This window comes from Agromyces sp. Y182, assembly GCF_059445385.1.
The window spans coordinates 3027064-3053524 of sequence record NZ_JCAIUF010000001.1 but is presented as its reverse complement, the minus strand read 5'-3'; the positions used below and the strand labels follow the sequence as shown (position 1 = coordinate 3053524).

Annotated in this window: 21 protein-coding genes; 11 read left to right on the top strand and 10 right to left on the bottom strand. The window is 68.0% G+C overall.

The features are described 5' to 3' along the window. The first annotated feature begins 169 nt into the window (after positions 1 to 169). A complete protein-coding gene (locus tag AC1C2R_RS14010) occupies positions 170 to 556 on the top strand; it encodes a GIY-YIG nuclease family protein (RefSeq protein WP_495380312.1) in 387 nt (128 codons plus the stop codon). On the opposite strand, the gene rlmB is transcribed toward AC1C2R_RS14010, so the two are convergent. The 4 genes from rlmB to AC1C2R_RS13990 all read right to left on the bottom strand — a co-directional run bounded on the left by rlmB (position 519) and on the right by AC1C2R_RS13990 (position 4867). Then, positions 519 to 1532: a 23S rRNA (guanosine(2251)-2'-O)-methyltransferase RlmB gene (gene rlmB / locus AC1C2R_RS14005; RefSeq protein ID WP_495353094.1), complete on the bottom strand. Its 1014-nt coding sequence runs from the start codon at positions 1530 to 1532 to the stop codon at positions 519 to 521. The two genes, AC1C2R_RS14010 and rlmB, sit on opposite strands and share 38 nt — an antisense overlap. Continuing rightward, positions 1529 to 2953, bottom strand: coding sequence for a cysteine--tRNA ligase (gene cysS, locus AC1C2R_RS14000; protein WP_495380311.1), 1425 nt, complete (start codon positions 2951 to 2953; stop codon positions 1529 to 1531). Before cysS ends, rlmB begins: the two co-directional genes overlap by 4 nt. 48 nt (positions 2954 to 3001) lie before the next feature. Further along, entirely contained in the window at positions 3002 to 4195 is a 1194-nt protein-coding gene (gene ispD, locus AC1C2R_RS13995) for a 2-C-methyl-D-erythritol 4-phosphate cytidylyltransferase (protein WP_495380310.1), read from the bottom strand. Between the two features lie 189 nt (positions 4196 to 4384). Beyond that, positions 4385 to 4867 (bottom strand): CarD family transcriptional regulator, encoded by a 483-nt coding sequence (locus AC1C2R_RS13990; RefSeq protein WP_022889889.1) that lies wholly within the window; start codon positions 4865 to 4867, stop codon positions 4385 to 4387. A 158-nt stretch (positions 4868 to 5025) separates the two neighbouring features. Between AC1C2R_RS13990 and AC1C2R_RS13985 the strand changes: the two genes are divergently transcribed. Continuing rightward, positions 5026 to 5508 carry a hypothetical protein gene (locus AC1C2R_RS13985; RefSeq protein WP_495353091.1) on the top strand — a complete coding sequence of 161 codons (483 nt, stop codon included), beginning with the start codon at positions 5026 to 5028 and terminating at the stop codon, positions 5506 to 5508. Between the two features lie 87 nt (positions 5509 to 5595). Here the strand turns inward: AC1C2R_RS13985 and AC1C2R_RS13980 are convergent, their stop codons facing one another. Beyond that, positions 5596 to 6276, bottom strand: coding sequence for a winged helix-turn-helix domain-containing protein (locus tag AC1C2R_RS13980; RefSeq protein ID WP_495380309.1), 681 nt, complete (start codon positions 6274 to 6276; stop codon positions 5596 to 5598). Further along, a complete protein-coding gene (locus AC1C2R_RS13975) occupies positions 6273 to 7532 on the bottom strand; it encodes a sensor histidine kinase (protein ID WP_495380308.1) in 1260 nt (419 codons plus the stop codon). Before AC1C2R_RS13975 ends, AC1C2R_RS13980 begins: the two co-directional genes overlap by 4 nt. A 199-nt stretch (positions 7533 to 7731) precedes the next feature. On the opposite strand from AC1C2R_RS13975, the gene phoU reads away from it, so the two are divergent. After that, positions 7732 to 8391 carry a phosphate signaling complex protein PhoU gene (phoU, locus tag AC1C2R_RS13970; protein WP_495353088.1) on the top strand — a complete coding sequence of 220 codons (660 nt, stop codon included), beginning with the start codon at positions 7732 to 7734 and terminating at the stop codon, positions 8389 to 8391. Between the two features lie 146 nt (positions 8392 to 8537). Here the strand turns inward: phoU and AC1C2R_RS13965 are convergent, their stop codons facing one another. Beyond that, a complete protein-coding gene (locus AC1C2R_RS13965) occupies positions 8538 to 9284 on the bottom strand; it encodes a phosphoglyceromutase (protein WP_495353087.1) in 747 nt (248 codons plus the stop codon). 216 nt (positions 9285 to 9500) lie between these two features. On the opposite strand from AC1C2R_RS13965, the gene AC1C2R_RS13960 reads away from it, so the two are divergent. Next, positions 9501 to 15605 (top strand): ThuA domain-containing protein, encoded by a 6105-nt coding sequence (locus AC1C2R_RS13960; RefSeq protein ID WP_495353086.1) that lies wholly within the window; start codon positions 9501 to 9503, stop codon positions 15603 to 15605. Positions 15606 to 15700: 95 nt separating this feature from the next. Here the strand turns inward: AC1C2R_RS13960 and ygfZ are convergent, their stop codons facing one another. From ygfZ to AC1C2R_RS13945, 3 genes are all read right to left on the bottom strand, one after another. Beyond that, positions 15701 to 16861: a CAF17-like 4Fe-4S cluster assembly/insertion protein YgfZ gene (ygfZ, locus tag AC1C2R_RS13955; RefSeq protein WP_495380307.1), complete on the bottom strand. Its 1161-nt coding sequence runs from the start codon at positions 16859 to 16861 to the stop codon at positions 15701 to 15703. Then, entirely contained in the window at positions 16861 to 17469 is a 609-nt protein-coding gene (locus tag AC1C2R_RS13950) for a heme-binding beta-barrel domain-containing protein (RefSeq protein WP_495380306.1), read from the bottom strand. The genes ygfZ and AC1C2R_RS13950 overlap by 1 nt, the downstream gene beginning before the upstream one ends. 154 nt (positions 17470 to 17623) lie before the next feature. Further along, positions 17624 to 17938 carry a hypothetical protein gene (locus tag AC1C2R_RS13945; protein ID WP_495353083.1) on the bottom strand — a complete coding sequence of 105 codons (315 nt, stop codon included), beginning with the start codon at positions 17936 to 17938 and terminating at the stop codon, positions 17624 to 17626. A gap of 76 nt (positions 17939 to 18014) precedes the next feature. On the opposite strand from AC1C2R_RS13945, the gene AC1C2R_RS13940 reads away from it, so the two are divergent. The 7 genes from AC1C2R_RS13940 to pstA all read left to right on the top strand — a co-directional run bounded on the left by AC1C2R_RS13940 (position 18015) and on the right by pstA (position 26439). After that, positions 18015 to 18704, top strand: a complete 690-nt coding sequence (locus AC1C2R_RS13940; protein WP_495353082.1) for a response regulator transcription factor — start codon at positions 18015 to 18017, stop codon at positions 18702 to 18704. Positions 18705 to 18749: 45 nt separating this feature from the next. After that, entirely contained in the window at positions 18750 to 20942 is a 2193-nt protein-coding gene (locus tag AC1C2R_RS13935) for an RNA degradosome polyphosphate kinase (RefSeq protein WP_495380305.1), read from the top strand. Beyond that, positions 20939 to 21874, top strand: a complete 936-nt coding sequence (locus AC1C2R_RS13930) for an NUDIX hydrolase (protein WP_495380304.1) — start codon at positions 20939 to 20941, stop codon at positions 21872 to 21874. The genes AC1C2R_RS13935 and AC1C2R_RS13930 overlap by 4 nt, the downstream gene beginning before the upstream one ends. A 63-nt stretch (positions 21875 to 21937) precedes the next feature. Next, on the top strand, positions 21938 to 23062 hold the full coding sequence (locus AC1C2R_RS13925; protein WP_495380303.1) for an epoxide hydrolase family protein: 1125 nt from the start codon (positions 21938 to 21940) through the stop codon (positions 23060 to 23062). A gap of 165 nt (positions 23063 to 23227) precedes the next feature. Next, positions 23228 to 24319 carry a phosphate ABC transporter substrate-binding protein PstS gene (locus tag AC1C2R_RS13920; protein WP_495380302.1) on the top strand — a complete coding sequence of 364 codons (1092 nt, stop codon included), beginning with the start codon at positions 23228 to 23230 and terminating at the stop codon, positions 24317 to 24319. Positions 24320 to 24409: 90 nt separating this feature from the next. Beyond that, positions 24410 to 25345, top strand: coding sequence for a phosphate ABC transporter permease subunit PstC (gene pstC, locus AC1C2R_RS13915; protein ID WP_495353077.1), 936 nt, complete (start codon positions 24410 to 24412; stop codon positions 25343 to 25345). After that, on the top strand, positions 25345 to 26439 hold the full coding sequence (gene pstA, locus AC1C2R_RS13910) for a phosphate ABC transporter permease PstA (protein ID WP_495353076.1): 1095 nt from the start codon (positions 25345 to 25347) through the stop codon (positions 26437 to 26439). The genes pstC and pstA overlap by 1 nt, the downstream gene beginning before the upstream one ends. Positions 26440 to 26461: the final 22 nt, after the last annotated feature.

The following is a 26461-nucleotide window of genomic DNA, read 5'->3' as shown; positions in this document are numbered from 1 at the left end:
CAAGCGTATCGATCCCCCACAGGAACCCGCCGGTCGAGTAGCGAGCGCCAGCGAGCGTATCGATCCCCCACAGGAACCCGCCGGTCGAGTAGCGAGCGCCAGCGAGCGTATCGATCCCCCCTGTGGACAACGTGGATCCCCTGGGCGGAACATCGGCAGACTCGCGGGCATGGCCCACATGTACATCCTCGAATGCGCGGACGGAAGCTACTACGTCGGCAGCACGATCGACCTCGAACGCCGGACCGCGCAACACGATGCAGGTGAGGGCGCCGCGTATAAGAGCGTAAGACGCCCCGTACGCCTCGTCTTCGCAGAGGAGTTTCCACGGATCGACGAAGCGTACGCTCGTGAGGGTCTCGATACGCTCCCTGACGCTCACTACTCGACCAACGAACCCTCGATCACCGGCGGGTATCGATACGCTCGCCGACGCTCACTACTCGACCGACGAACCCTCGATCACCGGCGAATCTCGACACGCTCGCCGACGCTCACTACTCGACCAACGAACGGCCTTATTCGGCGCGGAGCTTGGAGATCTCGTAGAGGGTGACGGATGCCGCGATGCCAGCGTTCAGCGACTCGGTCGCGGCACTGATCGGGATCGAGACGATCGCGTCGCACGTCTGGGCGACGAGCCGCGAGAGCCCCTTGCCCTCGCTGCCCACGACGATCACAATCGGGCGATCGGCCCATGAAAGGCCAGGCAGCGAGACATCTCCGCCGCCGTCGAGGCCGAGCACGAAGACCCCGCGTTCCTTCAGCGCCTTGAGCGTCTGCGTGAGGTTCGGCGCCATCGCCACGGGCACCCGTGCCGCCGCACCTGCCGAGGTCTTCCACGCTGCGGAGTTCACTCCGACCGAGCGACGCTGCGGCACGATGACGCCCTGGCCGCCGAACGCGCCCGTCGAGCGGAGGATCGCGCCGAGGTTGCGCGGGTCGGTGATGCCGTCGAGCGCGACGAACAGCGGGGTCTCGTCGCGGGCCAACACCTCGTCGAGCAATTCGATCGGATGCGCGTACTCGTAGGCGGGCACCTTCAGCGCGAGCCCCTGATGCACGCCGCCGTCGCCGGCGAGCCGATCGAGTTCGGGTTTCATGACCTCGAGAATGGGGATGCCGCGGTTCGTGGCGACCTTCATCGCCTCGCGCACGCGGTCGTCCATCTCGACGCGCGCGCCGACATACAGCGTCGTCGCCGGAATACGCGCTCGAAGCGCCTCGACAACCGAGTTGCGGCCGGTCACGATCTCGGACTCGTCGCCCGACTTCGGCCGTCGAGCAGCACCCGACGTGCCGCGCGGAGCGCCCCCACGCTGCTCCTGGCCCGCAACCCGCTTGCCGCCGGACGAGCGATAGCGCTCTTCCGCCGCCTTGCGCTTGCCCGCGGGATGCCAGGCGCGATCCTCGGCCTTCGGCGTCGGCCCCTTACCTTCGAGCGCCTGACGCCCCTGGCCTCCGGAGCCGACTTGCTTGCTCGTCCCCTTGCGCACGGCTCCGGCGCGCGACTTGCCGCTGCTGCCTTTCATAGTCCCAAGCTCCAATGCGTTCCGGTCTGGCTGTCTTCGATGGTGATGCCCGCGGCCGAGAGTTCGGTGCGGATGCGGTCTGCGGCAGCGTAGTCCTTCGACTCGCGCGCAGCCTGGCGGTCTTCGATGAGGCCGGTGACGAGGGCGTCGAGGGCGGATGCCGCGGGGCCGGCGTCGGCCGCCGCCCACTGGGCGTCGCGCGGATCGATGCCGAGCACCTCGACCATGGCGACGACCTGCCCGTGCGCCACTGCCGCGTCGTGCAGCTCTTCGGCGTCGAGCGCCTGATTGCCGGCGCGTACCGTGTCGTGCAGCACGGCGAGTGCCTGCGGCACCCCGAGGTCGTCGTCCATCGCCGCGGCGAAGACGTCGGGAATCACCGGGGCGCCGATTCCGGCGTACCTGGTGCCGGCGAGCCGCCGCTCGACTCGGGACAGGAAGACGCGGATGCGGTCGACGACCGCCTCGGCCTCGGTGAGGGAACCGGGCACGTAGTCGAGCGTCGACCGGTAGTGCGCGGCGCCGAGCAGGTAGCGCACGGCGAGCGGCGAGGCGAGCTCGAACAACTCCGCCGCGTACACGGAGTTGCCGAGCGACTTGGACATCTTCTGCCCGCCGATATTCACGAGTCCGTTGTGCACCCAATATCGGGCGTACTCGTCGCCGGCCGCGGTCGACTGCGCGAGTTCGTTCTCGTGGTGCGGGAAACGCAGGTCGAGGCCGCCGCCGTGAATGTCGAATTCGGTGCCGAGGTATCGTGTGGCCATGGCCGAGCATTCGATGTGCCAGCCGGGGCGACCATCGCCCCACGGCGAGGCCCAGCTCGCCGAATCCGGTTCGGCCTCCTTGCGGCCCTTCCAGAGGGCGAAGTCGCGCGGGTCGCGCTTGCCGCGCGGGTTGGCGTCGGTCGCGGCCTCCATGTTGTCGAGGGTCTGACGCGTGAGCTCGCCGTAGGCGGGCCAGCTCGCAGTGTCGAAGTACACGTCGCCCGAGGCATCCGGGGCCGCGTACGCATAGCCGCGCTCGATGAGCCGCTCGATGAGCTCCTGCATCTGCGACACGCTCGCGGTCGCCCGCGGTTCGTACGTGGGCGCCAAGATGCCGAGCGAGGCATACGCCGCCGTGAACTCGAGCTCGACGCGGTAGGCGAGCGCCCACCACTGCTCACCGGTCGACGAGGCGACGGCCGCGTTCAAGATCTTGTCTTCGATGTCGGTGACGTTGCGCACGAACGTGACGTCGTTGCCGCGGTATGCGAACCAGCGACGCATGATGTCGTAGACCAGTGCACTGCGCAGGTGCCCGATGTGCGGGCTCGACTGCACCGTCGGTCCGCAGACGTACATGCCGACGTGCCCCTCACGGAGGGGTACGAAATCACGGAGGGCCTGCGCCTTCGAGTCGTAGAGTTGCACGGTCACTCCGCAAGCCTACCGGCCGGGCGTGTCCGAGACCTCCGCGACTGCGCCTTAGGCGACGGGCAGCAACAGGGCCGTCGCAATCGCCGCGACGCCCTCACCGCGGCCGGTGAATCCCAGCGCATCGCTCGTCGTCGCCGACACGCTCACGGGCGCGTGGAGGATGCGTGACAGAAACGCCTCGGCCTCGGCCCGGCGCGGCGCGAGCTTCGGCTGGTTGCCGACGAGCTGCACCGTGACGTTGCCCACGCGCCAGCCCGCGGCTTCGACGAGACGGCGCGTCTCGGTCAGGAACACCTCCCCGTGCGCCCTCTCGAATCGTGCGTCGGCCGTGCCGAACACCTGACCGACGTCGCCGAGCCCCGCAGCGGCGAGGAGGGCATCGCAGATCGCGTGCGCCGCGGCATCGCCGTCGGAGTGGCCTGACAGACCGCGCTCGCCCGGCCATTCGAGACCGGCGAGCCAGAGCGGCACGTCGGCGTCGTCGGCGAACGCGTGCACGTCGGTGCCGGTGCCGATGCGCGGCGCTCCACGGCCGACCGCGACCGTAGCCCGCCGTTCGTTCACGAGCTGCTCTGCGCGGTGGAGGTCGGCCGGCACGGTGATCTTGAATGCACGCACGTCGCCGGGCACCACTTCGACGGTGAGCCCGGCGGACGCCACGAGCGCCGCGTCATCGGTGAAGTCTCCGTGAACCGTGGCGTAGGCGTGATCGAGCGACCCCCGCGGGAATCCCTGCGGCGTCTGCACCGCGCGCAGCGTCGACCGGTCGACGGTCTCGAGCACGTGCCCGTCTTTCGAGACCCGTTTGACGGTGTCGACCACGTCGAGTGCCGGCACGATGCCTCGCCGCCGGGCTCGAACGGCACCGGCGACCTCGTCGAAGAGCAGAGCGGGTGCGAGGGCCCGCGCCGCATCGTGCACGAGCACGGTCTCGACCGAGGGCGGGAGCGCCGCAAGGCCGCGAGCAACGGATTGCTGACGAGTCGATCCGCCCGCCACGACGACGAGCTGGACGGATGCCTCGGCAGCGGCCTGCTCGAACGCCGCCTTGGCTGCATCGACCAGATCGGCCGGCACGACGAGCACGAGGTGCGGCGGTTCGCGCATGCCGAGCACGGCATCGACGGCGATCGAGAGGATCGTGCCGTCGCCGAGCGGTACGAACGCCTTCGGCTCGGTGTGGCCGAGCCGGGTGCCGCTGCCCGCGGCGACGACGATGACGGCGGTCGCTGAACTCACCATTCGAGCGTAGCCGCGTCTGCCGTCGGGTGGGTATCGATACGGCACTTGCGCGATCAACACAGGTCGAGTAGCGACGTGGGAGCGTGGCGAGACCTGGCGCGGGGTCTCGATACGGCGCTGGAGCGCCTACTCGACCTGCGGGGACGCGAAACGGCGGGCGCTCTCGCGCCCGCCGTTCGTGAGGACTCGCTAGGAGGCGAGCACCTCATCGAGCACGGTCGAAGCCGCCTCTTCATCGGTCTTCTCGGCGAGCGCGAGCTCGGAGATGAGAATCTGGCGCGCTTTCGCGAGCATGCGCTTCTCACCGGCCGAGAGGCCGCGATCCTGATCGCGGCGCCAGAGGTCGCGAACGACCTCGGAAACCTTGATCACGTCGCCCGAAGCGAGCTTCTCGAGGTTCGCCTTGTAGCGACGCGACCAGTTGGTCGGCTCCTCGGTGAACGGGGCGCGCAATACCTCGAAGACCTTGTCGAGGCCCTCTTTGCCGATGACGTCGCGAACGCCGACCAGGTCGACGTTCTCAGCGGGCACCTCGATGACGAGGTCGCCCTGCGTGACGTTCAGCTTGAGGTAGAGCTTCTCTTCACCCTTGATGATGCGTTTCTTGACCTCGGTGATCGTTGCGGCACCGTGGTGGGGGTAAACGACGGTTTCGCCAACCTCAAAAAGCATGAATAGATGTCCTTTCGGCAACTAACAGGATATCACATTCAGGATCATGCTAAGGTTCCGCCTCCCTTCTCGAGCGGCATCTTCCGTACGATATGCTCGGTTCCGATCCCATTGCGCCCGGGCCACCGCTCGCGCGCACGCTTGCACTTGGAGGTTCTGTGAAGGCGCGTCTCGCGGCATCCGCTGCTCTGGCCCTCGGCATCGCGCTCGGCGCGAGCGGATGCTCGATGCTGACATACCAGGCGACGACCGAGCATTACGACGCGAGCGACGGCGTTTCAGTCGACGTGGGCGAGCTCGACCTCCGGAACATCCTCGTCGTCTCCGACGACGGAGTCGACGGCACCCTCGTGATGACCATCGTGAACAACGGCACCGATGATGTCGAACTCGGCGTGCAGTTCGGCGCCGGAGGCGGCGACACTCAGACCATCGAGGTCGAGGCCGGAAGCACGGTCGCATTCGGCACCGACGACATCGAAGGCATCGACGTCGTCGAGCCGCTGCTGCTCGAGGACATCGACTCCATACCCGGCAGCCTCATTCCCATGTTCTTCCAGTACGGCTCGGTCGAGGGCGTGGAGAAGCTCATCCCCGTGCTCGACGGCCGCCTGCCCGAGTACGCACACCTCGTACCCTGACGTCACCGCGAAGGGGTGGTGGATGCAAGGCATCCGCCACCCCTTCTGCGTACCGTTCCGCTGGGCGCGACCGTTGCCGCGCCGCGCTCACGCCTCGAAGCGGTAGCCGAGCCCGCGCACCGTCACGAGCTGCACCGGCTCCGAGGGCTGCAATTCGATCTTCGAGCGGATGCGCTTGATGTGCACGTCGAGCGTCTTCGTGTCGCCGAAGTAGTCGGAGCCCCAGACCCGGTCGATGAGCTGGCCCCGCGTCAGCACGCGACCGGGATTGCGCATCAGCAATTCGAGCAGCTCGAATTCCTTCAACGGCATGGGCACGGGCGTTCCGTCGACTTCGACGGTGTGCCGATCCACGTCCATGCGTACTCGGCCGCCTTCGAGCACCGCCTCGTCGAAGTCCTCGATCTCGATGCGGCGACGCAGGACCGCCCGGATGCGGGCGAGCAGCTCACGCGTCGAATACGGCTTCGTGACGTAGTCGTCGGCGCCGAGTTCAAGGCCCACCACGATGTCGATCTCGGAGTCTTTGGCCGTCAGCATGATGATCGGCACCGTCGAGCGGCTGCGGATCTCACGGCACACCTCGGTGCCCGGCAGACCCGGCAGCATGAGGTCGAGGAGCACGAGGTCGGTGCCCGACTGGTCGAACGCGGCGACCGCCGCGAGGCCGTCGGCCGCGACCTCCACCTCGTAGCCCTCCCGCTCCAGGAGGAAGCTCAGGGGGTCGCTCAGGGCGATCTCGTCTTCGACGAGCAGGATGCGGGTCACGTATGGTCTCCTCGATCGGAGGCTGCGAGCTTCGCAGCCGGTATTGCCGATGACGGCTTGGACTTCGCGGCGCGCCCCGGCGCGACATCCGCAGGGCTCTCGAGCTCGCGATCGCCGGATTCCGGCTCGATCGCGGCCTCGGCGAGCGGCAGTCGGATCATGAATGTCGAGCCGCGACCAGGCTGAGACCACACCCGAACGTCGCCACCGTGATTCTGCACGGTGTGCTTGACGATGCTGAGGCCGAGTCCGGAGCCGCCGGTGTTGCGCGAGCGCGCCTGATCGACGCGGTAGAACCGCTCGAAGACGCGCTCGAGTTCGTCGGCTTCGATGCCGATGCCCTGGTCGGTGACGGCGATCTCGACGACGTCGCCGACGACCTTCGCGCCGACGCCGACGCGGCCGCCCGAGTTCGAGTAGGCGATCGCGTTCGCGACCAGGTTGTGGACCGCCACGACGAGGAGCGCACGGTCGCCGTAGACCTCCGCCTTCGCCGAGGCCTTCACTGCGACTTCGACCTGCTTCGCCCCGGCGACCACGCGGTTCTGGTCGACCGCTGCGGCGATGACCTGGTCGACGCGCACGCGCCGGTCGGGCCGCAGCGCGTCGCGCGCCTGCAACCGCGACAGCTCGATCACCTCGCTCGTGATGTGCGCGAGACGCGCGGCCTCGACCGAGAGGCGCCCGACGAACCGGCGCACCTGCTCGGGCTCGTCGGCCGCTTGTTCGAGTGCCTCGGCGAGGAGGCTGACCGAAGAGATCGGCGTCTTCAGTTCGTGACTGATGTTCGCGACGAAGTCGCGGCGCACCTCGTCGAGGCGGTGCGCCTCGGTGCGGTCCTCGGCGAGCAGCAGCACGAAGCGCGTGCCGAGGCGCGCGACCCGCACGTGCAGGCGCACCGTCGATTCGCCGAAGGGCCCGCGGGAGACGGTCACCTCGTCGTCGATGGCATCGCCACGGCGGCGAACGGATGACACGAGTTCGAGCAGTTCCGGGTGCACGAGCGCCTGCTGGCGCACGAGCCCCATCGCGAGCGCCCCGGGCGAGGCCCGAAGCACGTTGTTCGAGGGATCGAGCACGACACCGGCGGACTCCAGCACGTCGAGCACCTGGTCGACTCCATCGGGGATCGTCGGCGCGACGACCTTCGCGGCATTCGAGCCGCGGCGCTCTGCCACGTGCAGCACGATCATGAAGGCGGCGCCGAGGAAGGTGCCGAAGGCCAGTGCGGTGAGCACCAACCAGGTGGAGTCCATGGAACCAGACTAACCAGCCGATCCGGTGCTCTCCGCCGTTATCTGCATGTGCGGCGGTACGTTAGGGAGTGTTCAGGGTCCCGGCACCAGTTGTTCACCTTGCGCCGGGAGGATGTCCCGGGGCCGGATCGTCCCGGGACATCCGTGTCCCGTCACAGACCAGAGCAGAGCAGAGCAGAGCAGACAAGGATTCACAGACATGCGTGAGGTGTTCCAGCAGGAACTGCGCGAGGTGCAGGAGCGGCTCGTCGAGCTCGCCGAACTCGTGGCCGAATCGATCGACAAGGCGACACGTGCATTCAACGAGTCCAACGTGAGCCTGGCCGAAGAGGTGATCGCCGACGACGACCGCATCGACCAGGAGACGGTCGCACTCGACGAGCTGGCGATCACGATCCTCGCCCGCCAGCAGCCGGTCGCACGAGACCTGCGCATCGTCGTGAGCGCATTGCGCATCAGCGCATCGCTCGAGCGCATGGGCGACATGTCGACGCACATCGCCCAGCTCGCGCGCTACCGCTTTCCCGACAAGGTCGTGCCGAAGTCGCTGCGCCCGACGTTCGCCCAGATGGGTCGTCTCGACGTCGAGATCGCCCGCAAGCTCGTCGAGCTGCTCCGCATCGAAGACGTGCACCTCGCCGAGGAGATCCGCAACGACGACGACAAGATCGACGCCCTGCACCTCCAGGTCTTCGACAAGGTGCTCGGCGAGACGTGGAAGGGCCAGGCGGTCGACACGGTCGACGCGACCCTCGCGAGCCGGTATCACGAGCGTTTCGCCGACCACGCGGTCTCGATCGCCAAGAAGGTGCAGTATCTCGCGACCGGCGACTGGGACCCCGAGAAGTCGGCACTCTGACACCGACCACGTCACTGGTGGTCGAGGAGCGGCGCAGGAGCGTATCGAGACCCTCGTTTCCGGATCTCGATACGCTCGCCGGCGCTCGCTAGATCTCGATACGGCGCTGGTGCGCCGACTCGATCCGGCGCTCGATCAACGAGCGGCTACTTCTTGCCCTGCGCAGCGACCGCGGCAGCACCGGCGGCGGCGGCCTCGGGGTCGAGGTACTCCCCGGCACCGAGCGGCATGAAGTCGTCGCCCAGTCGGTAGACGAGGGGGATGCCGGTCGGAATGTTGAGCTCGGCGATGTCGTCGTCGCTGATGCCGTCGAGGTGCTTGACGAGCGCGCGCAGCGAGTTGCCGTGAGCCGTCACGAGCACCGTCTTGCCAGCCTCGAGGTCGGGGATGATGTCGGAGCGCCAGTACGGGAGCATGCGCTCGATGACGTCTTTCAGGCACTCGGTGCGGGGCAGCTCCGTGTCGTCGAGGTTCGCGTACCGCGGGTCGCCGACCTGGGAGTACTCGGCGTCGTCGGGCAGCACCGGCGGCGGCACGTCGAATGAGCGGCGCCAGAGCTGGAACTGTTCGGGGCCGTACTTCTCGAGCGTCTCGGCCTTGTCGAGACCCTGCAGCGCGCCGTAGTGGCGTTCGTTGAGGCGCCACGAGCGTCGCACGTCGATCCACGCACGATCGGCGACGTCGAGAGCGATGTTCGCGGTCTGGATGGCGCGGGTCAGCACGGAGGTGTGCTGCACATCGGGGAGCAGGCCGGATTCGGCGAGCAGCTCGCCGGCGCGCACCGCTTCGGCCGTGCCGAGTTCGCTGAGTCGCACGTCGACCCATCCGGTGAACAGGTTCTTCTGGTTCCATTCGCTGTTGCCGTGGCGAAGCAGCACGAGGGTGTGAGACATGCGAACAGCCTATCGACGAGGCATCCGCTGCTGCGTTCACGCCTGCACCGTTGTGTCCTTGTTCACACAGAATCATCATGCCGAACAAACGAAATCAGTTCCGCAATTTACATCTTTCGCTTGACGAATGCTAAAAGTCCCCCCTAGGTTCGTGACGGACGCGCGGGGGCTCGGTTCCCGGATGCACGTTCGGCATTTGGAACCGATGGAGGTCTCATGCACACCCAGCTTCACAACGTCGTGGCTCGCCTGGTCGCCGGATCGCTCGCCGCACTGCTCGCCGTGGGATTCATCGCGGGCACCGCGACTCCGGCACAGGCGCACGACGGCGCGCACGTCTTGATCTTCACCAAGACGACGCAGTTCCGGCATACGGACGCGATCGACAAGGGCACTCCGCTGATCACCGCGGCGCTCGAGGCCGAAGGCATCGAGGTGACGCATACCGAGGATTCGACGACCTTCAATGACACGGATCTCGCGGGCTTCGACGCTCTGATCATGTTCCAGGCATCCGGTGACCCGTGGAATGCCGACGAGAAGGCCGCCCTGGAGCGCTATCAGGAAGCCGGCGGCGGCATCGTCGCCATCCACAACGCGACGGACATGCGCGGCAACTACCAATGGTGGGACGAACTGGTCGGATCCCTGATGCCCGGCCACGCCGCCACCGGAACCGACCCCGGACAGCCGGGCACCGTGCGGATCGAGGATCACACGCACCCCTCCACCGGGCACTTCGAGGGCAGCCGCTGGGATCGCGCCGACGAGTGGTACAACTTCTCGAACAACGTCAGGGGCACGGCGCACGTGCTCGCCTCGATGGACGAGACGAGCTACGACGCCGGCGGTAACGCGATGGGCTACGACCACCCGATCTCGTGGTGCAAGCCCTACGACGGCGGACGCGCCTGGGCGACCGCGATGGGCCACTTCGGATCGCACTACGAGGAGCCCGCGTTCATGCAGCACGTCGTCGGCGGCGTGAAGTATGCGGCGGGCCTCGAGGAGGGCGACTGCGGCGGCACCGTCTGGGACAGCTTCGAGAAGGTCGCGCTCGACCAGAACACCTCCGCGCCGTTCGCGATGGACATCGCCGCCGACGGGCGCGTCTTCTACACCGAACTCGTGCGCGGCCAGATCCGCGTGTGGGACCCCGCCACGAACAACGTCACGACCGCGCTCGAGCTCGACGTCTACTCGGGCGGCGAAGACGGTCTGTTGGGCATCGCCCTCGACCCGGCCTTCACCGAGAACGGACGACTCTACGTCTACCGCTCCCCCGACGCCGCCGACAACAGCGACCCGTCGAGCTTCTTCAGTCGCGTCTCGCGATTCACGATGGTGAACGGAGTCATCGACCCGGCGACCGAGGAGCTCATCATCGAGGTGCCGGCGCGCCGTCTGCCCGACGAACCCGGCCACACCGGTGGCGGCCTCGACTTCGACGCCGACGGAAACCTCTACCTCAGCGTCGGCGACGACGTGAACCCGCACTCCGAGCCCTCGGGCGGGTACGCACCGATCTCGACCCGCGAGGGCACGTTCCACGACGCCAGGGCGACCTCGGCCAATACGAACGACCTGCGCGGCAAGCTGCTGCGGATCACCCCGAACGCCGATGAACCCGGCTACACCATCCCCAGCGGCAACCTGTTCGCCGAAGCGGACGACACCGACGACAAGACTCGTCCCGAGATCTACGCGATGGGCTTTCGCAATCCGTTCCGCTTCTCGGTCGACCAGTCAACCGGAGCGATCAGCCTCGCCGACTACTCCCCCGACAACGGCAACGACGCACCGTCGACCCGCGGCCCGGCCGGCATCTCCGAGTGGAACCTGATCACCTCGCCTGGCAACTACGGCTGGCCGCTCTGCATGGGCGACAACGAGCCGTTCCGCGACGTCGACTACACGACGAACCCGGTCACCGTCGGCGACTACTTCGACTGCGACAACCCCGTGAACGACTCCCCGCGCAACACGGGCCTCACCGAACTGCCCGCGGCTCGCGCCGCCGACATGTGGTACGGCTACCAGCGCTCCTCGGTGCCGGAGGTCATCCCACAGGGCGGCGGTCTCGCGCCGATGGGCGGGCCGGTCTACGACTACGACCCCGACCTCGAGTCGGACACGAAGTTCCCGGCCTCCTACGACGGCAAGCCATTCTTCTACGAGTGGGCGCGGAACAAGATGTACTCGATCCAGCTCAAGGACCCGGCCGCCGGCTCGGGCTCGCAAGTGGAGAAGGTCAACGCGTTCCTGCCGCAGGAGCAGTTCCTCGCCCCGATCGACTCGAAGTTCGGCCCTGACGGGGCGCTGTACGTGCTCGACTGGGGCGGCGGCTTCGGCCGCGACAACCCCGAATCGGGCCTGCACCGCATCGACTACATCTCAGGTTCCCGCTCACCCGCGGCGAAGATCGCCGTCGACCGGGACTCCGGCCCGGCCCCGCTCGCGGTCGCATTCGACGGATCCGGTTCGTCGGACCCGGAGAATGCAGCGTTGTCGTACGCGTGGGACTTCGACGGGGACGGCTCCGTCGACTCCACCGACGCCGTGACCGCCCACACCTACGAAGTCGACGGCGTCTACGACGCCAGACTCACGGTCACCGACCCCGACGGCAAGACCGCGACGACCACTGCGCCTATCACCGTGGGCAACACCCGACCGACGGTCGCGTTCTCGCTGCCGCCGAACGGCTCGTTCTTCGACTTCGGCGACGACCTCTCGTGGGATGTCGCGGTGAACGACGCCGAGGACGGGGTGGTCGACGGCGACGACGTCATCATCCAGCCGGCACTCGGGCACGATGAGCACGCCCACCCGACGACGCCGCTCAGCGGCCTCACGGGCACCACCGAGACGAGCCTCGGCGGTCACGCGCCCGACGAGGACATCTTCTTCGCGCTCGACGCCCGCTACACCGACGGCGGCGGCGCAGGTGGTGCGAACCCGTTGATCGGTTCGCAGACGACGCTCGTCTTCCCCAAGATGAAGCAGGCCGAGTTCTTCGATTCCGCGTCGACCGATATGACGACGGCACCGAGCCGAGATTTCGAGGGCGTCGAGAGCGACCGAGTGATCGTCGGCGGCGACGGCGCCTGGGCGCATTACGACCCCGTGAGCTTCCACCGGATCGACCGACTCGCGCTACGGGTCTCGGCGGTCGCCGAGGGAGGCTCCATCGAGCTTCGCCGTGGCGCGCCCGACGGCGAGCTGCTCGCGACGGCCGCGGTGCCGGCGACCGGCTCGACGCGGTTCGCCGACGCGATCGTCGAGACGAGCGAGTTCCCGGCGGAAACGCTCGATCTCTATCTCGTCTTCCATGGCGGCGAGATCAAGGTCAACTTCCTCGAGGCGATCGGCCAAGGCTCATCGCCCGTGTCCTCGCCGACTGTGGCCATCACGACGCCTGAACAGGACGTCGAGCTCGAGCCAGGTCAAGATGTCACAGTCGAGGCGGATGCCGCAGACACCGCGGGCGAGATCGAGCAGGTCGAGTTCTTCGTCGACGGCGAGTCCATCGGCGTCGACGACGCCGCACCGTATGCCGCGGAGTGGTCTGCACCCGAGGAGGGTCTCTACGAGCTCACCGCGGTCGCGACGAGCGCGGCAGGCAAGTCCACCACGTCGCGCATCGTGCTGGCGCAAGTGGGTGAGCTCTTCGGCGACCTCGTGCCCTTCACGAACGCCGACGGCACCTTCGAACGGATCGGCGACGGTCGATTCCGCGTCACGGGCGCCGGCGCCGACACGTGGCAGGGCGTCGACGAGTACTCGACGTTGTACGCACCGGCCGGTGGCGACGAGGACTGGGAGGCGGTCGTCAGGGTCGATGCCCAGGAGAACACGAACGGTTCGGCCAAGGCCGGCATCATCGTGCGCAACGACGTCACGCTGCCCGGCACGTCACCGGGCTACGCGATGGTCGGCATCCGGCCGAACAACGGCATCGAATTCCTATCCGACCCCGACGGGAATGGTCAGCTGAACACCTCGGTCGCCGGCGGAACGACGAGCTACCCGGTGTGGGTCAAGCTGAAGCGGAGCGGGGCCGACTACACCGCGTACTCCTCGAAGAACGGCACCTCGTGGACCCAGGTCGGCGGCACTGTCAATCTCGCGGGCGCGACCGCAGTGCAGGACGTGGGCATGTTCACGGTCTCGCACGCCAGCGCTGCAGGAACGGTCGACTTCGCGGAGTTCGCGATCGACACCGACCCGCAGGGGCCGGAGCCCGTCGACCCGCTCGAGCCGCTCAGGTGCCCGGCGAGTCCGCTCTCCGATGAGTTCGACGGCCCCGCGCTCGCGCCGTCTTGGGCGCTCCGTTTCGATGATGCCGCCCCCATCACCCAATCCGACGGCGTCCTCGAACTGCCCGTCACCTCCGGCGACATCAACGAGGCCTCGACCGGCCCGGTGAGCTTCGCCGGCAAGCCGCTGCCTGCGGGTGCGTGGGAGGCGACGACCGAGATCACCTTGGAGCACACCTCGCACTGGCAATGGGCCGGGCTCGTCGTGCACCAGAGCGACGACGAGTACAACAAGCTCGCCTTCGTGCGCCACCAGAACGGCGGCCGCATGGTGGAGTTCCAGAGCGAGACGGCGGGTGCGCGCACCACACCGGCAGCTCCGGTGCTTCCGGCCGACTTCCCGTCGACCATCCACCTCAAGCTGTCGAGCGACGGCACCACGCTGACCGGGGCGTACTCGACGGACGGCGAAACGTGGACCGCGCTCGACGGGCAGTTGCAGCTCAAGCAGGATGCGCGGATCGGCGTCATGGCCGCCGGCGATCTCGGCACGACGCCGGTGACGGCGAAGGTCGACTCGTTCCGGTTCAGCCCCGAGCCGGCCCCAGGAGAGCCCGTCGCCACGAGCGACGAGTTCGACGGCGACGCACTCGACGGATGCCGCTGGGACCGGAGTGTGCGCTACGACTCCAACCACGCCGAGGTCGCCGAGGGTCACCTGAAGATCGAGACCCAACTCGGTGACATCAACGGCGACAACCCGGTTTCGCCCCGCAACTTCATCCTCACCGAGGCGCCTGAAGGCGATTGGGTGGCGACGACGAAGTTCACGGCGCCGCTCGAGCACCGCTACCAGCTGGCGGGCCTCATGATGTGGGCCGACGACGACAACTACGTGAAGGCGGATGTCGTCGCCTACAACTCCCCGGGCACGGCGCTCGATCTCAGGGCCGAGCTCGCGGGCGAGGTGGATGCCGCGGGCATCGGCAACACCAACGTCGACATCGCCGACTCCTCGGAGAGCGGGTACTGGTACATCCGGGTCACGAAGACCGGCGACCTCTACACAGCCGAAGTGAGCGACGGCGGCGTCAACTGGACACCGATCGGCGACACCGGGATCACGTTCGACCAGCCCCTCCACGGTCTCGGCCTGATGGCCATCGGACCGCAGCAAGAGGAGCCGGTCGTGGTGGAGTTCGACTACGTTCACCTCGAGACCCCGCAGGTCGACACCACGGCCCCCACGACGAGTCTCGCCTGGACGCCCGCCACGCCCGACGGCGGCGACGGCTGGTACCGCACGACGCCGACGTTCGCGCTCACCGCGACCGATGCCGGCGGATCCGGCGTGGCATCCACCGAGTACGCGATCGGCGGCGGCGAGTGGACGGCGTACACGGAGCCGGTCGAGTTCGCCGGCGAAGGCGAGGTCGCGGTCGCGTTCCGATCGACCGATGCCGTCGGCAACGTCGAGGCCGAACTCGCCGCGACCGCGAAGGTCGACACCGTGGCACCCGCCACGACGGCCACCGTGGAGGACGTCGATTCCGGGGTCAGGGTCACCCTCGCCGCGATCGACGACACCTCAGGTGTGGCGGCGACCGAGTACCGCCTCGACGGCGGGGACTGGGCGGCATACGCCGATCCGATCCTCGTGACGGGGGCAGGCGAGCACACCGTGGAGTACCGCTCCACCGACGTCGCAGGCTCGGTCGAAGCAGACCAGGCCGCGACCGTCACCGTCGGGGAGGAACCCGGCCCCGTCGATCTGAAGGTCGTGACCAACGCCGCCTCCCAGTGCATCAACGGGAACGCACACGTCGCGGTCTACGCCATCAACACGGGCAACGTGTGGGCCGACATCCGGCTCACGACCGAGTGGGGAACCTACAAGGTCGTCAAGGTCGCACCCGGTGCGGCGGTGTACCACCTCTTCGACACCGGGTCGGCGAAGGTGAAGAAGGGCACGGCGACGGTGGCGGCCTACCACTGGGACGGCAGCCAGGGTCACTACACCAGCCAAGTGAGCGCGTTCGCCAAGGCGAACTGCAAGAAGTAGCCTGCCCGACGCTCGGCGGCCCGACATCTGCGGATGCCGGGCCGCCGACGCAGTCCGGCCCGGGCGCCCGGCACAGCACGGGACGGGAAGTACGGCTAGCGCTTGTGGACGCCGAGCCGCGGCAAGCGCGGCACCTCGACGGCAGCCCCGGAATCGGCGGGCACGATCTCGACCTGCGCCGCCGCGACGTCGATGCCGTGGCTCAGCACGATGAGCGGCAGGTCGGCCGGCACGGCGCGCTTGACGACCGCGAGCGCGACGGGGCCGAGTTCGTGATGCATGACCGCCGTCGTGATGTGACCGACGACCTTGCGCTCGGGCTCCGCACCGGCGGCGGGCTCGGGGCGGACCTTCTCGCCGACGACCTCGTCTCCGGGCACTGGCAGCACGGTATCGCTCCCGTCGAGGTGCAGCAGCACGAGCCGCCGCGGCGGACGCCCGAGGTTCAGCACCTTGGCGACCGTCTCCTGGCCCTTGTAGCAGCCCTTGCCGAGGTCGACGGCGCTTCGCAGCCAATCGAGTTCGTGCGGGATGGACCGCTCGTCGACCTCGGTCGCGAGGCGCGGACGCCATGCTGCGACCCGCAGGGCCTCGGCGGCGAGCGCACCCGCAACGTCGACCCGGCCGGCGCGCACAGCTTCCGCCGCGTCGGCCAGCGCTGCGCGCGGCACAATGCGCTCGATCCAGTGCCACTCGGATGCCGGGTGGCCGGCGTCGCGGGCGTACTGATGCGCCCCGGGGCGGAGGTGCTCCCACGGGTCGACCCAGTCGAGGGCGACACCGTTCGGGGCGAACGCCGGCGCCGCGGCATCCAGTGGAGTCGTGGACATCGCGCCGAGCACGGCGACCTCGCCACTCGCGTCGGCGACCTCGACCCGCAGCATGAACCGCATGCGATCGAGGAAGGCGGCGAGCGGCGCAGCCTCGTCGCCCTCGACGACGAGCCACGTGGTGGCGCCGTCGTCGACGATATGCGCCGCGTGCTCGATGCGCCCCGATGCGTCGAGGAAGAGGGCCTCGGCGCTCTCACCCGGAGCGAGCCGGTCGAGCGCCTGACTCGCCATGGAATGCAGCCACGAGAGCCGGTCGGGGCCGGTCACGGTCACGACGCCACGGCCCGAGAGATCGACGATCGCCTGCCCGCGTTCGAGGTGGCGCTGCTCGACGATCGGGTTGCCGTAGTGGCCGGCGACACCCGCATCGACGCCTTCGGCTGCGACGGCGCCCGACAGGCCGAGAAAAGGGGAAGTAGTCATCAGTCGACCTTCGCGAGTCGGGCCGACGCGTGGGTGCGCAGCTCGTTTCCGAGGGCGGCGATATCCCACGCCCAGAGCAGATGGCCGTCGACGAGGCCGTAGAGCCTCGTGGCGGCCGCGTAGTCTTTCGCGCTGCTCGTGCGCAGCACTGCATCGGTCGCGAGGTCGATCCGGGGGCCCTTGACCTGGCCGAGGTAGAGTTCGCTGACTCCATCGGGGTGCACGATCGACACCTCGATGTCGAAGCCGCCGTCGGCGTTGCGCAGTGACTCGACGGCCTCGGCATCGGTGAAGCGCGACTCGCCGACCCCCGGCAGCATCCCCGGCCCCGGGTCGCCCTCACCGAGCTCGCGGGCCAAGCGCCAATACCCCGTCTCGGTGACGAGCGGTGTCGGTTCACCGCCTGCTTCGGCCGGGAACAGCCAGGAGTACGAGGTGTAGTTCAGGTGCGGGAGACCGTCGTGACTGAAGCTCACCCGCTGCCCGAATTCGTGCGTCACCGGCTCGGCGCCGCCCTGGTAGTCGATGACGCCCGAGCCCTCCCAGACCCCGAGCAGCCAGGAGAGCGGCACGAGCTCTGCCGGAAGGTCGACGGGCAGGTCGATCATTGCCACGTCCTCACGGGCACCTAGCGCTGGCCCTTGAAGAGCTTGTAGACGACCACTCCGCTGACCCACGCGATCGCGAGGCTCGCGAGGCCGAGCAGGCCGATGAAGAGGAGTTCGAGGGCGAGCAGCTCAGACATGCTCTGAGTCTATCCGCTCACGGCACGGCGACGGGCGTCACCACGAGGGCCGCGATCGCGATGACCGCGACGGCGCCGGCGATGCTCCAGCTCGCCCGCACGACGAAGCCCTCTGGCCGTCGCGTGGCGAGCTGGGTGACGAGAGCCGCGATGACGGATGTCGCGAGCACCACGCCGAGCGCGCCGTAGACGCCGAGCCGCGTCGTGTCACCGAACCAGGCCGCGGTTCCCGCGTAGGCGAGCGTCACGACCACGACCGCGCCGACGAGCGCGATCGCCCAGACGAGCGCGATGCCGAGCCATCCGCTGCCGGTGTCGGTCTCGTCGATCATCGTCTCCCCATTCGTGTCGCGGCGCGCCCGTCGGCGTCCCGTAGTATTGACCGCACCTTACTACTGGAGGGTGAGCGTGGCGCAGCTCCTGATCTTGTCGCCGGCGGCCAACGACGATGTTCTTCCGGCTCTGTCACTCCTGACTCATCGAACGCGGATCATTCCCGCTTCGCCTGAGCAGTTGGTCAGGGCGCCCGAATCCGATCTCGTCTTCCTCGACGCCCGCACGAACCTCGCCGGTGCCAAGGCACTCTCGCAGATCCTCCGCACGACCGGGCTCTCCGTGCCGCTCATCCTGATCGTCACCGAGGGCGGACTCGCGGCGGTGACGCCCGACTGGGGAACCGACGACGTCGTGCTCGAGCACGCCGGCCCCGCAGAGCTCGACGCGCGCATCCGCCTCGCGATCGGTCGTTCGCAGTCGTCGCAGCCGAGCGAGCGCATCCAGACCTCCGGCGTCGTCATCGACGAGGCGAGCTACTCGGCGAAGGTGCACGGTCGCACCCTCGATCTCACCTACAAGGAGTTCGAACTCCTCCGTTTCCTCGCAGCGCATCCCTCGCGGGTGTTCACCCGCGAGCAGCTGCTCAGCGAGGTGTGGGGCTACGACTACTTCGGCGGCACCCGCACGGTCGATGTGCACGTGCGACGGCTCCGTGCGAAGCTCGGCGACCTCGACAGCCTCATCGGCACAGTGCGCAACGTCGGCTACCGCTTCAACGTGCACGAGGAAGACGACGAAGGCGCATCGGTCACCGCCCGTTGACGAACACCTCATCTGCCGGTCACAGGCCAGTGGCATGATGAGGGGATGACCGCCGACAGCATCCTCGACGACCGCACGTCGAGCGACTTCGACGACGACTTCGAGCCGTTCGACCTCGAGGGCGCGCCCGAGCTCGCACCTGAGCGCTACCTCGACCGCGAGCTCAGCTGGCTCGCGTTCAACCAACGCGTGCTCGAGCTCGGAGAAGACCCGAGGGTGCCCGTGCTCGAACGGGCGAACTTCCTCGCGATCTTCGCCTCGAACCTCGACGAGTTCTTCATGGTGCGGGTCGCCGGCCTGAAACGCCGCATCGTGACCGGGCTGGCCATGCCGTCGAACGTCGGGCGGTCGCCACTCGACGTGCTCAGCGACATCTCCAAGAAGGCGCACGAGCTGCAGGAGCGGCACGCCGCCGCCTATCAAGAACTCGTCAAGCCGGCGCTCGCCGAGTCCGGCATCCGCATCATCACGTGGGCCGAGCTCGGCGACGACGAGCACGCCCACTTGCGCGACTACTTCTCCAAGCAGATCTTCCCCGTGCTCATGCCGCTCGCGGTCGACCCGGCGCATCCCTTCCCCTACATCTCGGGACTCTCGCTGAATCTCTCGGTGCGTGTGCGCAACAGTCGCACGGGGCGGCAGGAGTTCGCGCGCGTCAAGGTTCCGCAGATGCTGCCCCGGTTCGTGCGCGTCGATCCGGGCGAATCGATCGAAGACGCCCGCTACATCGCCCTCGAAGACCTCATCGCCAACCATCTCGGCGACCTCTTCCCCGGCATGGAGATCGTCGAGCACCACGTCTTCAGGGTCACTCGCAACGAAGACGTCGAGATCGAAGAGGACGAGACCGAGAACCTCATCAAGGCGCTCGAGAAAGAGCTGCTGCGCCGCCGGTTCGGGCCGCCGATCCGGCTCGAGATCACCGACGACATGGACGACGTGACCCTCGGGCTCCTCGTGCGCGAACTCGACGTCACCGAGCAGGAGGTGTTCCGCCTTCCCGCGCCGCTCGACCTCGGCGGCCTCTTCGACCTCTCGCGTCTCGACCGGCCCGAGTTGCACTACCCCACCCACGTGCCGACCACCGCGCTGCAGCTGCAGCCGAGCGAGTCGAGCCTTCGGGCCGACGTCTTCGCCGCGGTCTCCCGCCAAGACGTACTGCTGCACCACCCGTACGAATCGTTCGCCACGAGCGTGCAGGCGTTCCTCGAGCAGGCTGCCGCCGACCCCGACGTGCTCGCCATCAAGCAGACGCTGTACCGCACCTCGGGCGACAGCCCCATCGTCGAAGCCCTCATCGATGCGGCGGAGTCGGGCAAGCAAGTGCTCGCCCTCGTCGAGATCAAGGCGCGATTCGACGAGCAGGCGAACATCTCGTGGGCGCGAAAGCTCGAGAAGGCCGGCGTGCACGTCGTCTACGGCCTCGTCGGTTTGAAGACGCATTGCAAGCTGGCACTCGTCATCCGCCAGGAGAAGGGCGTGCTTCGCCACTACAGTCACATCGGCACCGGCAACTACAACCCCAAGACGAGCCGTATCTACGAAGATCTCGGTCTGCTCACCGCCGACGACCAGGTCGGCAAAGACCTCACCCGGCTCTTCAACGAGCTCTCGGGCTACGCCATCGAGAAGAAGTTCAAGCGGCTGCTCGTCGCACCCCTGCACCTGCGCAAGGGGCTACTGAAGCTCATCGCCGGCGAGATCGGCAATGCCGAGGCCGGGCGCCCCAGCGGCATCCGCATCAAGGTGAACTCGATCGTCGACGAGGCGATCATCGACGCGCTCTACCGCGCGTCGAACGCGGGAGTGCCCGTCGAGGTGCTGGTGCGCGGCATCTGCAGCCTTCGGCCCGGCATCCCGGGGCTCAGCGAGAACATTCGGGTGCGTTCGGTGCTCGGCCGCTACCTCGAGCACTCGCGCATCTTCTCCTTCCTCAACGACGGCGACACGCAGGTCTACATCGGCTCGGCCGACATGATGCATCGAAACCTCGACCGCAGAGTCGAGGCGCTCGTGCGGCTGGCCGATCCCGTGCACCTCGGTGAGATCGACTCGCTGTTCGACCTCGCGATGGCCGAGACGACGAGCGCGTGGTGGCTCGACGGCTCGGGCGAGTGGGCCAGGCGATCGGTGGATGCTGCGGGGCATCCGCTCGATGACATGCAGAATAGGCTCATGCAGCAGATCGGCCAACGCACTCGTTCCGGACAGCGCCCTCGCTCGGGACCGAGGCGGTGACGACGGCGGTCTACGCCGCCGGCGCCGTCTGTTGGCGAGTCATCGACGGCAAGATGCACGTGCTGGTCATTCACCGTACCGTGTACGGTGACGTGACGATCCCGAAGGGCAAAGTCGACCCCGGCGAGTCGTTGCCGCAGACCGCCGTGCGCGAGATCGCGGAAGAGACGGGGCTCGAGGTCGCACTCGGGGTGCCGCTCGGGGTCTCGCGGTATCCGCTGCCGAGCGGGCGCGAGAAGATCGTGCACTACTGGGCGGCCGAAGTGAGCGAACGGGCCGTGCAACGCTCGACGTTCAAGCCGAACGCCGAAGTCGCCGCCCTCGAGTGGGTCACGATCAAGCGGGCTCGTGGATACCTCAGCTACGAGCCCGACGTCGAGATCCTCGACGCCTTCGCGACGCTGCTCGACCAGGGCGTCACCTCGACCTTCTCGCTCGCAGTCGTGCGGCACGGCAAAGCCGTCGGTCGCTCGGGTTGGAAGAGAGCCGATGCCGCGCGGCCGCTGACCGAACGAGGCATCGAGCAGGCGGCGGGACTCGTGGAAACGCTCGGCGCGTGGGCACCGAAACGCATCGTGTCGAGCCCGGCCGTGCGATGCGTGACGACGGTGACGCCGCTCGCCGCCGCGACCGGCATCGAGATCAAGCGCGATGCGGGCATCAGCCAGGACGCGTGGGAGTCCGGCGACGCCGAAGTGCGCCGCGTCGTCGGCAAACGGGTGCGGGCCGGCAAGAGCGCGATCATCTGCAGCCACGCCCCGGTGCTGCCCGAGATCATGCGTGAGGTGGCTCTCGCCACCGGCACTCCCCTGGGCGCGTACGTCACGGATGCCGCTGGGCTCGAGGCCGGCGCGTTCAGTGTCGTGCACCTCTCGGCGACGAGTCCGGGATCGGGCATCATCGCGATCGAGACGCACGCACCGCGGGCGTAGGCGCGGTCGCAATACCGGTCGCCGCAGACGACCGATCGAGGGTTCACAGAGGAGAATAGGACGATGACCGACGCAATCGCGATCGACGTGCCACAGGCCGAACTGGACGATCTGCGAGATCGGCTTCAGCACACTCGCTGGTCGCGTGAGTGGCCGGTCACCGGGTGGGTGGCGGGCACCGACCCGACCGAACTGCGACGCTTGACCGCCTATTGGGCCGACGGTTTCGACTGGTACGCACAGCAGCGGGCCATCAACGACCTGCCCTGGGCCGTCGCGACGATCGACGCGATCCCGCTCCGCTACCTGCGATTCGAAGCTGAACGCCCCGGCGCCATGCCGCTGATCCTCACGAACGGTTGGCCGAGCACCGCGTTCGAGCTCGTCGAGGTCGCCCGGCGGCTCGCCACCCCATCGCACTACGGCGGCGACGCGGCCGACGCGTTCACCGTCGTTGTTCCGGCGCTGCCGGGTTTCCCGTTCTCGCCGCAGCGAGACATGCATGAAGAGCAGACGCACGAACTCTGGCACCGCCTCATGCACGACGAGCTCGGGTTCGAGCGCTACGGGGCGCACGGGGGCGATCTGGGTGCGGGAATCACCTCGAGACTGGCGCAGGCTCACTCCGAGGCGGTGATCGGGATCCACCTGCTCGCGGTCGCCGCCCCCGCCGCCGCCGACGAGACGACCCTGTCTGCAGCAGAGCGTGTCTATCTCGACGAGGTGAAAGCCTGGGTGGCGGTCGAAGGCGGTTATCAGCATGAGCAGCAGACACGGCCGCTCAGCCTGGCTCCCGCACTGTCCGATTCGCCGACCGGTCTGCTTGCATGGATCATCGAGAAGTACCGCGCCTGGAGCGATTGCGACGGCGATCTCGCGTCACGGTTCAGCGACGACTTCCTGCTGACGCAAGCGTCGCTCTACTGGTTCACGAACTCGATCTCCACCTCGTTCCGGCCGTACTGGGAGTTCGCAGCCGGCCTGACCACACGCGTCGCCCGAGTCGAGGTTCCCACCGCCGTCGCCGTCTTCCCGCGCGACCTGACTCACCCGCCACGTGCGTGGGCAGAGCGCACCTACAACGTCGTGCGATACACCGAGCTGCCGCGAGGCGGCCACTTCGCACCGCATGAAGAACCCGAGCTCCTCGCGGCCGATCTGCGCGAGTTCTTCCGCCCGCTCCACTGAGTCGTGCGCTGATGCCGGCGATAGCGGCCGCGGCATCCGCATCGACAGCGGTCGTTCACCTGCTGTTTACCGTCGTGGCGGAAGCTGGTAAGGCGCGCTCATTAGCGTCGCAGGCGGGTCGGCACCGGCCCACAACCTGCAATCGAACCCCGGAAGGGAATTCACGTGAACCTCAAGCGTTTCGGCGTGCCCGCCGTCATCGCCGTCACTGCGGTGATCGCACTCAGCTCCTGTGCTTCGAACGAAGGCGGCGCAACTCCGTCTGACTCGGCATCGACGCTCTCGGGCAACCTCGTCGGCGCGGGCGCCTCCTCGCAGGACGCCGCACAGCAGTCGTGGATCGCCGGCTTCCAGACCGCGAACCCCGACGTCACCATCGACTACGACCCCTCCGGGTCTGGAGCGGGTCGTGAGACCTTCCTCGAGGGCGCCAGCGACTTCGCCGGCTCCGACCGCGCGTTCAACGACGAGGAGCTCGCCGCCGGCGGCTTCGCCAAGTGCGCGCCCGACTCGACCATCGTCCAGCTGCCGCTCTACATCTCGCCGATCGCCGTGATCTTCAACCTCGAGGGCGTCGACTCGCTCGACCTCGACGCGGCGACCGTTGCGGGCATCTTCGCCGGCACGATCACGAACTGGAACGACCCGGCGATCGCCGCGACGAACCCCGACGTGACGCTGCCCGACCTCGCCATCACGCCCGTGCACCGCTCCGATGACTCGGGCACGACCGAGAACTTCACCGAGTACCTCGGCGCCGCGGCATCCGACGTCTGGAGCTGGGAAGCCGACGGAGTCTGGCCGTTCGAAGGCGGCGAAGCCGCTCAGGGCACCTCGGGCCTCGTCGACGCCGTGACCAACGGCAACGGCACCATCGGTTACGCCGACGCCTCACGCGCCGGTGACCTCGGCACCGTCTCGATCCAGGTCGGCGACGAGTTCGTGCCGTACTCCCCCGAGGCCGCTGCCGCCATCGTCGACGCTTCGCCGTTCGCCGAGGGCCGCGCCGATGGCGACCTCGCCATCGAGATCGACCGCACCTCGGAAGAGGCGGGCGTCTACCCGATCGTGCTCGTGAGCTACCTCGTCGCGTGCGGCCAGTACGAGGACCCGGCGAACGTCGAACTCGTCAAGGGTTACCTCTCGTACATCGCGAGCCCCGAGGGCCAGGAAGTCGCCGCGACCGACGCGGGCTCCGCCCCGATCTCGGACACGCTCCGCGAGAAGATCACGGCTGCGATCGACTCGATCGAGTAGTAGGTTCGTGCCCGACCCCGATCGTTCACGACGGGGTCGGGCACGATCGCCACCCAGAATCCCTCCCTTGAGATCCGAGGATCGCACCAGATGACCGTAACGGCCCCGATCAAGGCGAAGCTCCGCGTCGGCGACCTCGTCTTCTCCCGCTCGGCGGTCTTCGCGGGATCGATGATCCTCGTCACCCTGGCCGCCGTGGCCATCTTCCTGATCGTGCAGGCACTGCCTGCGATGGTCGCTTCCAACGAGGATGCCTCCATCCTCAAGACGAACTTCTGGGACTACGTCGGGCCCCTCATCTTCGGCACCATCTGGGCCGCCACACTCGCACTCATCGTCGCGCTGCCCGTCTCGATCGGCATCGCCCTCTTCATCTCGCACTACGCACCGCGCCGGCTCGCATCGGTGCTCGGCTACATCGTCGACCTGCTCGCCGCGGTGCCGTCGGTCGTCTTCGGCCTCTGGGGCATCGGCGTCTTCGCTCCGGCCCTCGTCTCGGCCTACGCCTGGCTCAACGAGAATCTCGGGTGGATCCCGCTCTTCAGCGGCACCCCGTCTGCCACCGGCCGCACGATCCTCACGGCGGCGCTCGTGCTCGCGGTGATGGTGCTGCCGATCATGACCGCCATCTGCCGCGAAGTGTTCCTGCAGACGCCCGTGCTGCACGAGGAGGCGGCACTCGCCCTCGGCGCCACCCGCTGGGAGATGATCCGCACCGCAGTGCTGCCGTTCGGGCGACCCGGCATCATCTCCGCATCGGTGCTCGGCCTCGGGCGCGCGCTCGGCGAGACGATGGCCGTCGCAATGGTGCTCTCGGCATCGCCGGTGATCACGTTCCAGCTGCTGACCTCCGTCAACCCGAACACGATCGCGGCGAACATCGCGCTGAGCTTTCCCGAGGCGTACGGCCTCAACGTCAACGTGTTGATCGCCACCGGCCTCATCCTCTTCATCGTGACCTTCGCGGTCAACGCCTTCGCGCGCTGGATCGTCAACCGCCGCAAGGAATTCTCGGGAGCCAACTGATGACCGTCCAGACCACTCGGGCCCCCGAGGCCGGCACGCCGATCGCCAATTCGCTCACCGCTGGGCGGCTTCCGAAGTCGGCGCCATGGACGATCCTCATCGCCGCGATCGCCGTCGCCGCCGCCGTGTTCGGCGTCGTCGCCGTCGGCACGGGCGCCGGCTACAACTGGGGCGGTGCGCTGTTCATCGGTGCGCTGCTCTACATCCCCTCGATCTGGTTGTTCTCGACCCTCGTCGAAGGCCGTCGCCGCGCGATGGACCGACTCGTCACCGCGCTCGTCACGGGCGCGTTCCTCCTCGCGATGATCCCCCTCGTCTCGCTCGCGATCACCGTCGTCACGCTCGGCGCCGCGCGCTTCGACGCCGACTTCTTCTCGATGTCGATGCGCAACGTCACCGGCGAAGGCGGTGGCGCGCTTCACGCGATCATCGGCACCCTGCTCATGACCGGGGCGGCGGCGATCATCTCGATCCCGATCGGCCTGATGACCTCGATCTACCTCGTCGAATACGGTCGGGGCAAGCTCGCCCGCGGTGTGACGTTCCTCGTCGACGTCATGACCGGCATCCCATCGATCGTCGCCGGCCTCTTCGCCTACTCGCTCTTCGCGATCTTCCTCGGCCCTGGCACCCGCACCGGCATCGCCGGCGCCGTCGCCCTGTCGCTGCTCATGATCCCCGTCGTCGTTCGCTCGAGCGAAGAGATGCTCAAGCTCGTGCCGAACGAGCTCCGCGAGGCGGCCCTCGCCCTCGGCGTGCCGAAGTGGCTGACGATCGTCAAGGTCGTGCTGCCCACCTCGATCGCCGGCATCACCACCGGCATCATGCTCTCGATCGCCCGCGTCATCGGCGAGACCGCGCCGCTGCTCATCGCCGCGGGCTTCACCGCGAGCGTGAACTACAACATCTTCGACGGCCGCATGCAGTCGTTGCCCGTGTACGTCTACACGCAGTACGCGAACCAGGGCAACCCGGCCGAGGCGTTCATCGACCGCGCCTGGGCCGCCGCGCTCACCCTCATCCTCATCGTCATGGCGCTGAACCTCATCGCGAGGCTCATCGCCCGAATCTTCGCGCCGAAGTTCGGCCGCTGAGACCCGCAAGCAAAGGAAACCC

Excerpts from the sequence above, each read along its gene's own strand:
- AC1C2R_RS14010 (WP_495380312.1), top strand. The coding sequence starts at position 170 with ATGGCCCACATGTACATCCTCGAATGCGCGGACGGAAGCTACTACGTC.
- rlmB (WP_495353094.1), bottom strand. The coding sequence starts at position 1,532 with ATGAAAGGCAGCAGCGGCAAGTCGCGCGCCGGAGCCGTGCGCAAGGGG.
- ispD (WP_495380310.1), bottom strand. The coding sequence starts at position 4,195 with ATGGTGAGTTCAGCGACCGCCGTCATCGTCGTCGCCGCGGGCAGCGGC.
- AC1C2R_RS13990 (WP_022889889.1), bottom strand. The coding sequence starts at position 4,867 with ATGCTTTTTGAGGTTGGCGAAACCGTCGTTTACCCCCACCACGGTGCC.
- AC1C2R_RS13975 (WP_495380308.1), bottom strand. The coding sequence starts at position 7,532 with ATGGACTCCACCTGGTTGGTGCTCACCGCACTGGCCTTCGGCACCTTC.
- phoU (WP_495353088.1), top strand. The coding sequence starts at position 7,732 with ATGCGTGAGGTGTTCCAGCAGGAACTGCGCGAGGTGCAGGAGCGGCTC.
- AC1C2R_RS13965 (WP_495353087.1), bottom strand. The coding sequence starts at position 9,284 with ATGTCTCACACCCTCGTGCTGCTTCGCCACGGCAACAGCGAATGGAAC.
- AC1C2R_RS13960 (WP_495353086.1), top strand. The coding sequence starts at position 9,501 with ATGCACACCCAGCTTCACAACGTCGTGGCTCGCCTGGTCGCCGGATCG.
- ygfZ (WP_495380307.1), bottom strand. The coding sequence starts at position 16,861 with ATGACTACTTCCCCTTTTCTCGGCCTGTCGGGCGCCGTCGCAGCCGAA.
- AC1C2R_RS13950 (WP_495380306.1), bottom strand. The coding sequence starts at position 17,469 with ATGATCGACCTGCCCGTCGACCTTCCGGCAGAGCTCGTGCCGCTCTCC.
- AC1C2R_RS13945 (WP_495353083.1), bottom strand. The coding sequence starts at position 17,938 with ATGATCGACGAGACCGACACCGGCAGCGGATGGCTCGGCATCGCGCTC.
- AC1C2R_RS13935 (WP_495380305.1), top strand. The coding sequence starts at position 18,750 with ATGACCGCCGACAGCATCCTCGACGACCGCACGTCGAGCGACTTCGAC.
- AC1C2R_RS13925 (WP_495380303.1), top strand. The coding sequence starts at position 21,938 with ATGACCGACGCAATCGCGATCGACGTGCCACAGGCCGAACTGGACGAT.
- pstC (WP_495353077.1), top strand. The coding sequence starts at position 24,410 with ATGACCGTAACGGCCCCGATCAAGGCGAAGCTCCGCGTCGGCGACCTC.
- pstA (WP_495353076.1), top strand. The coding sequence starts at position 25,345 with ATGACCGTCCAGACCACTCGGGCCCCCGAGGCCGGCACGCCGATCGCC.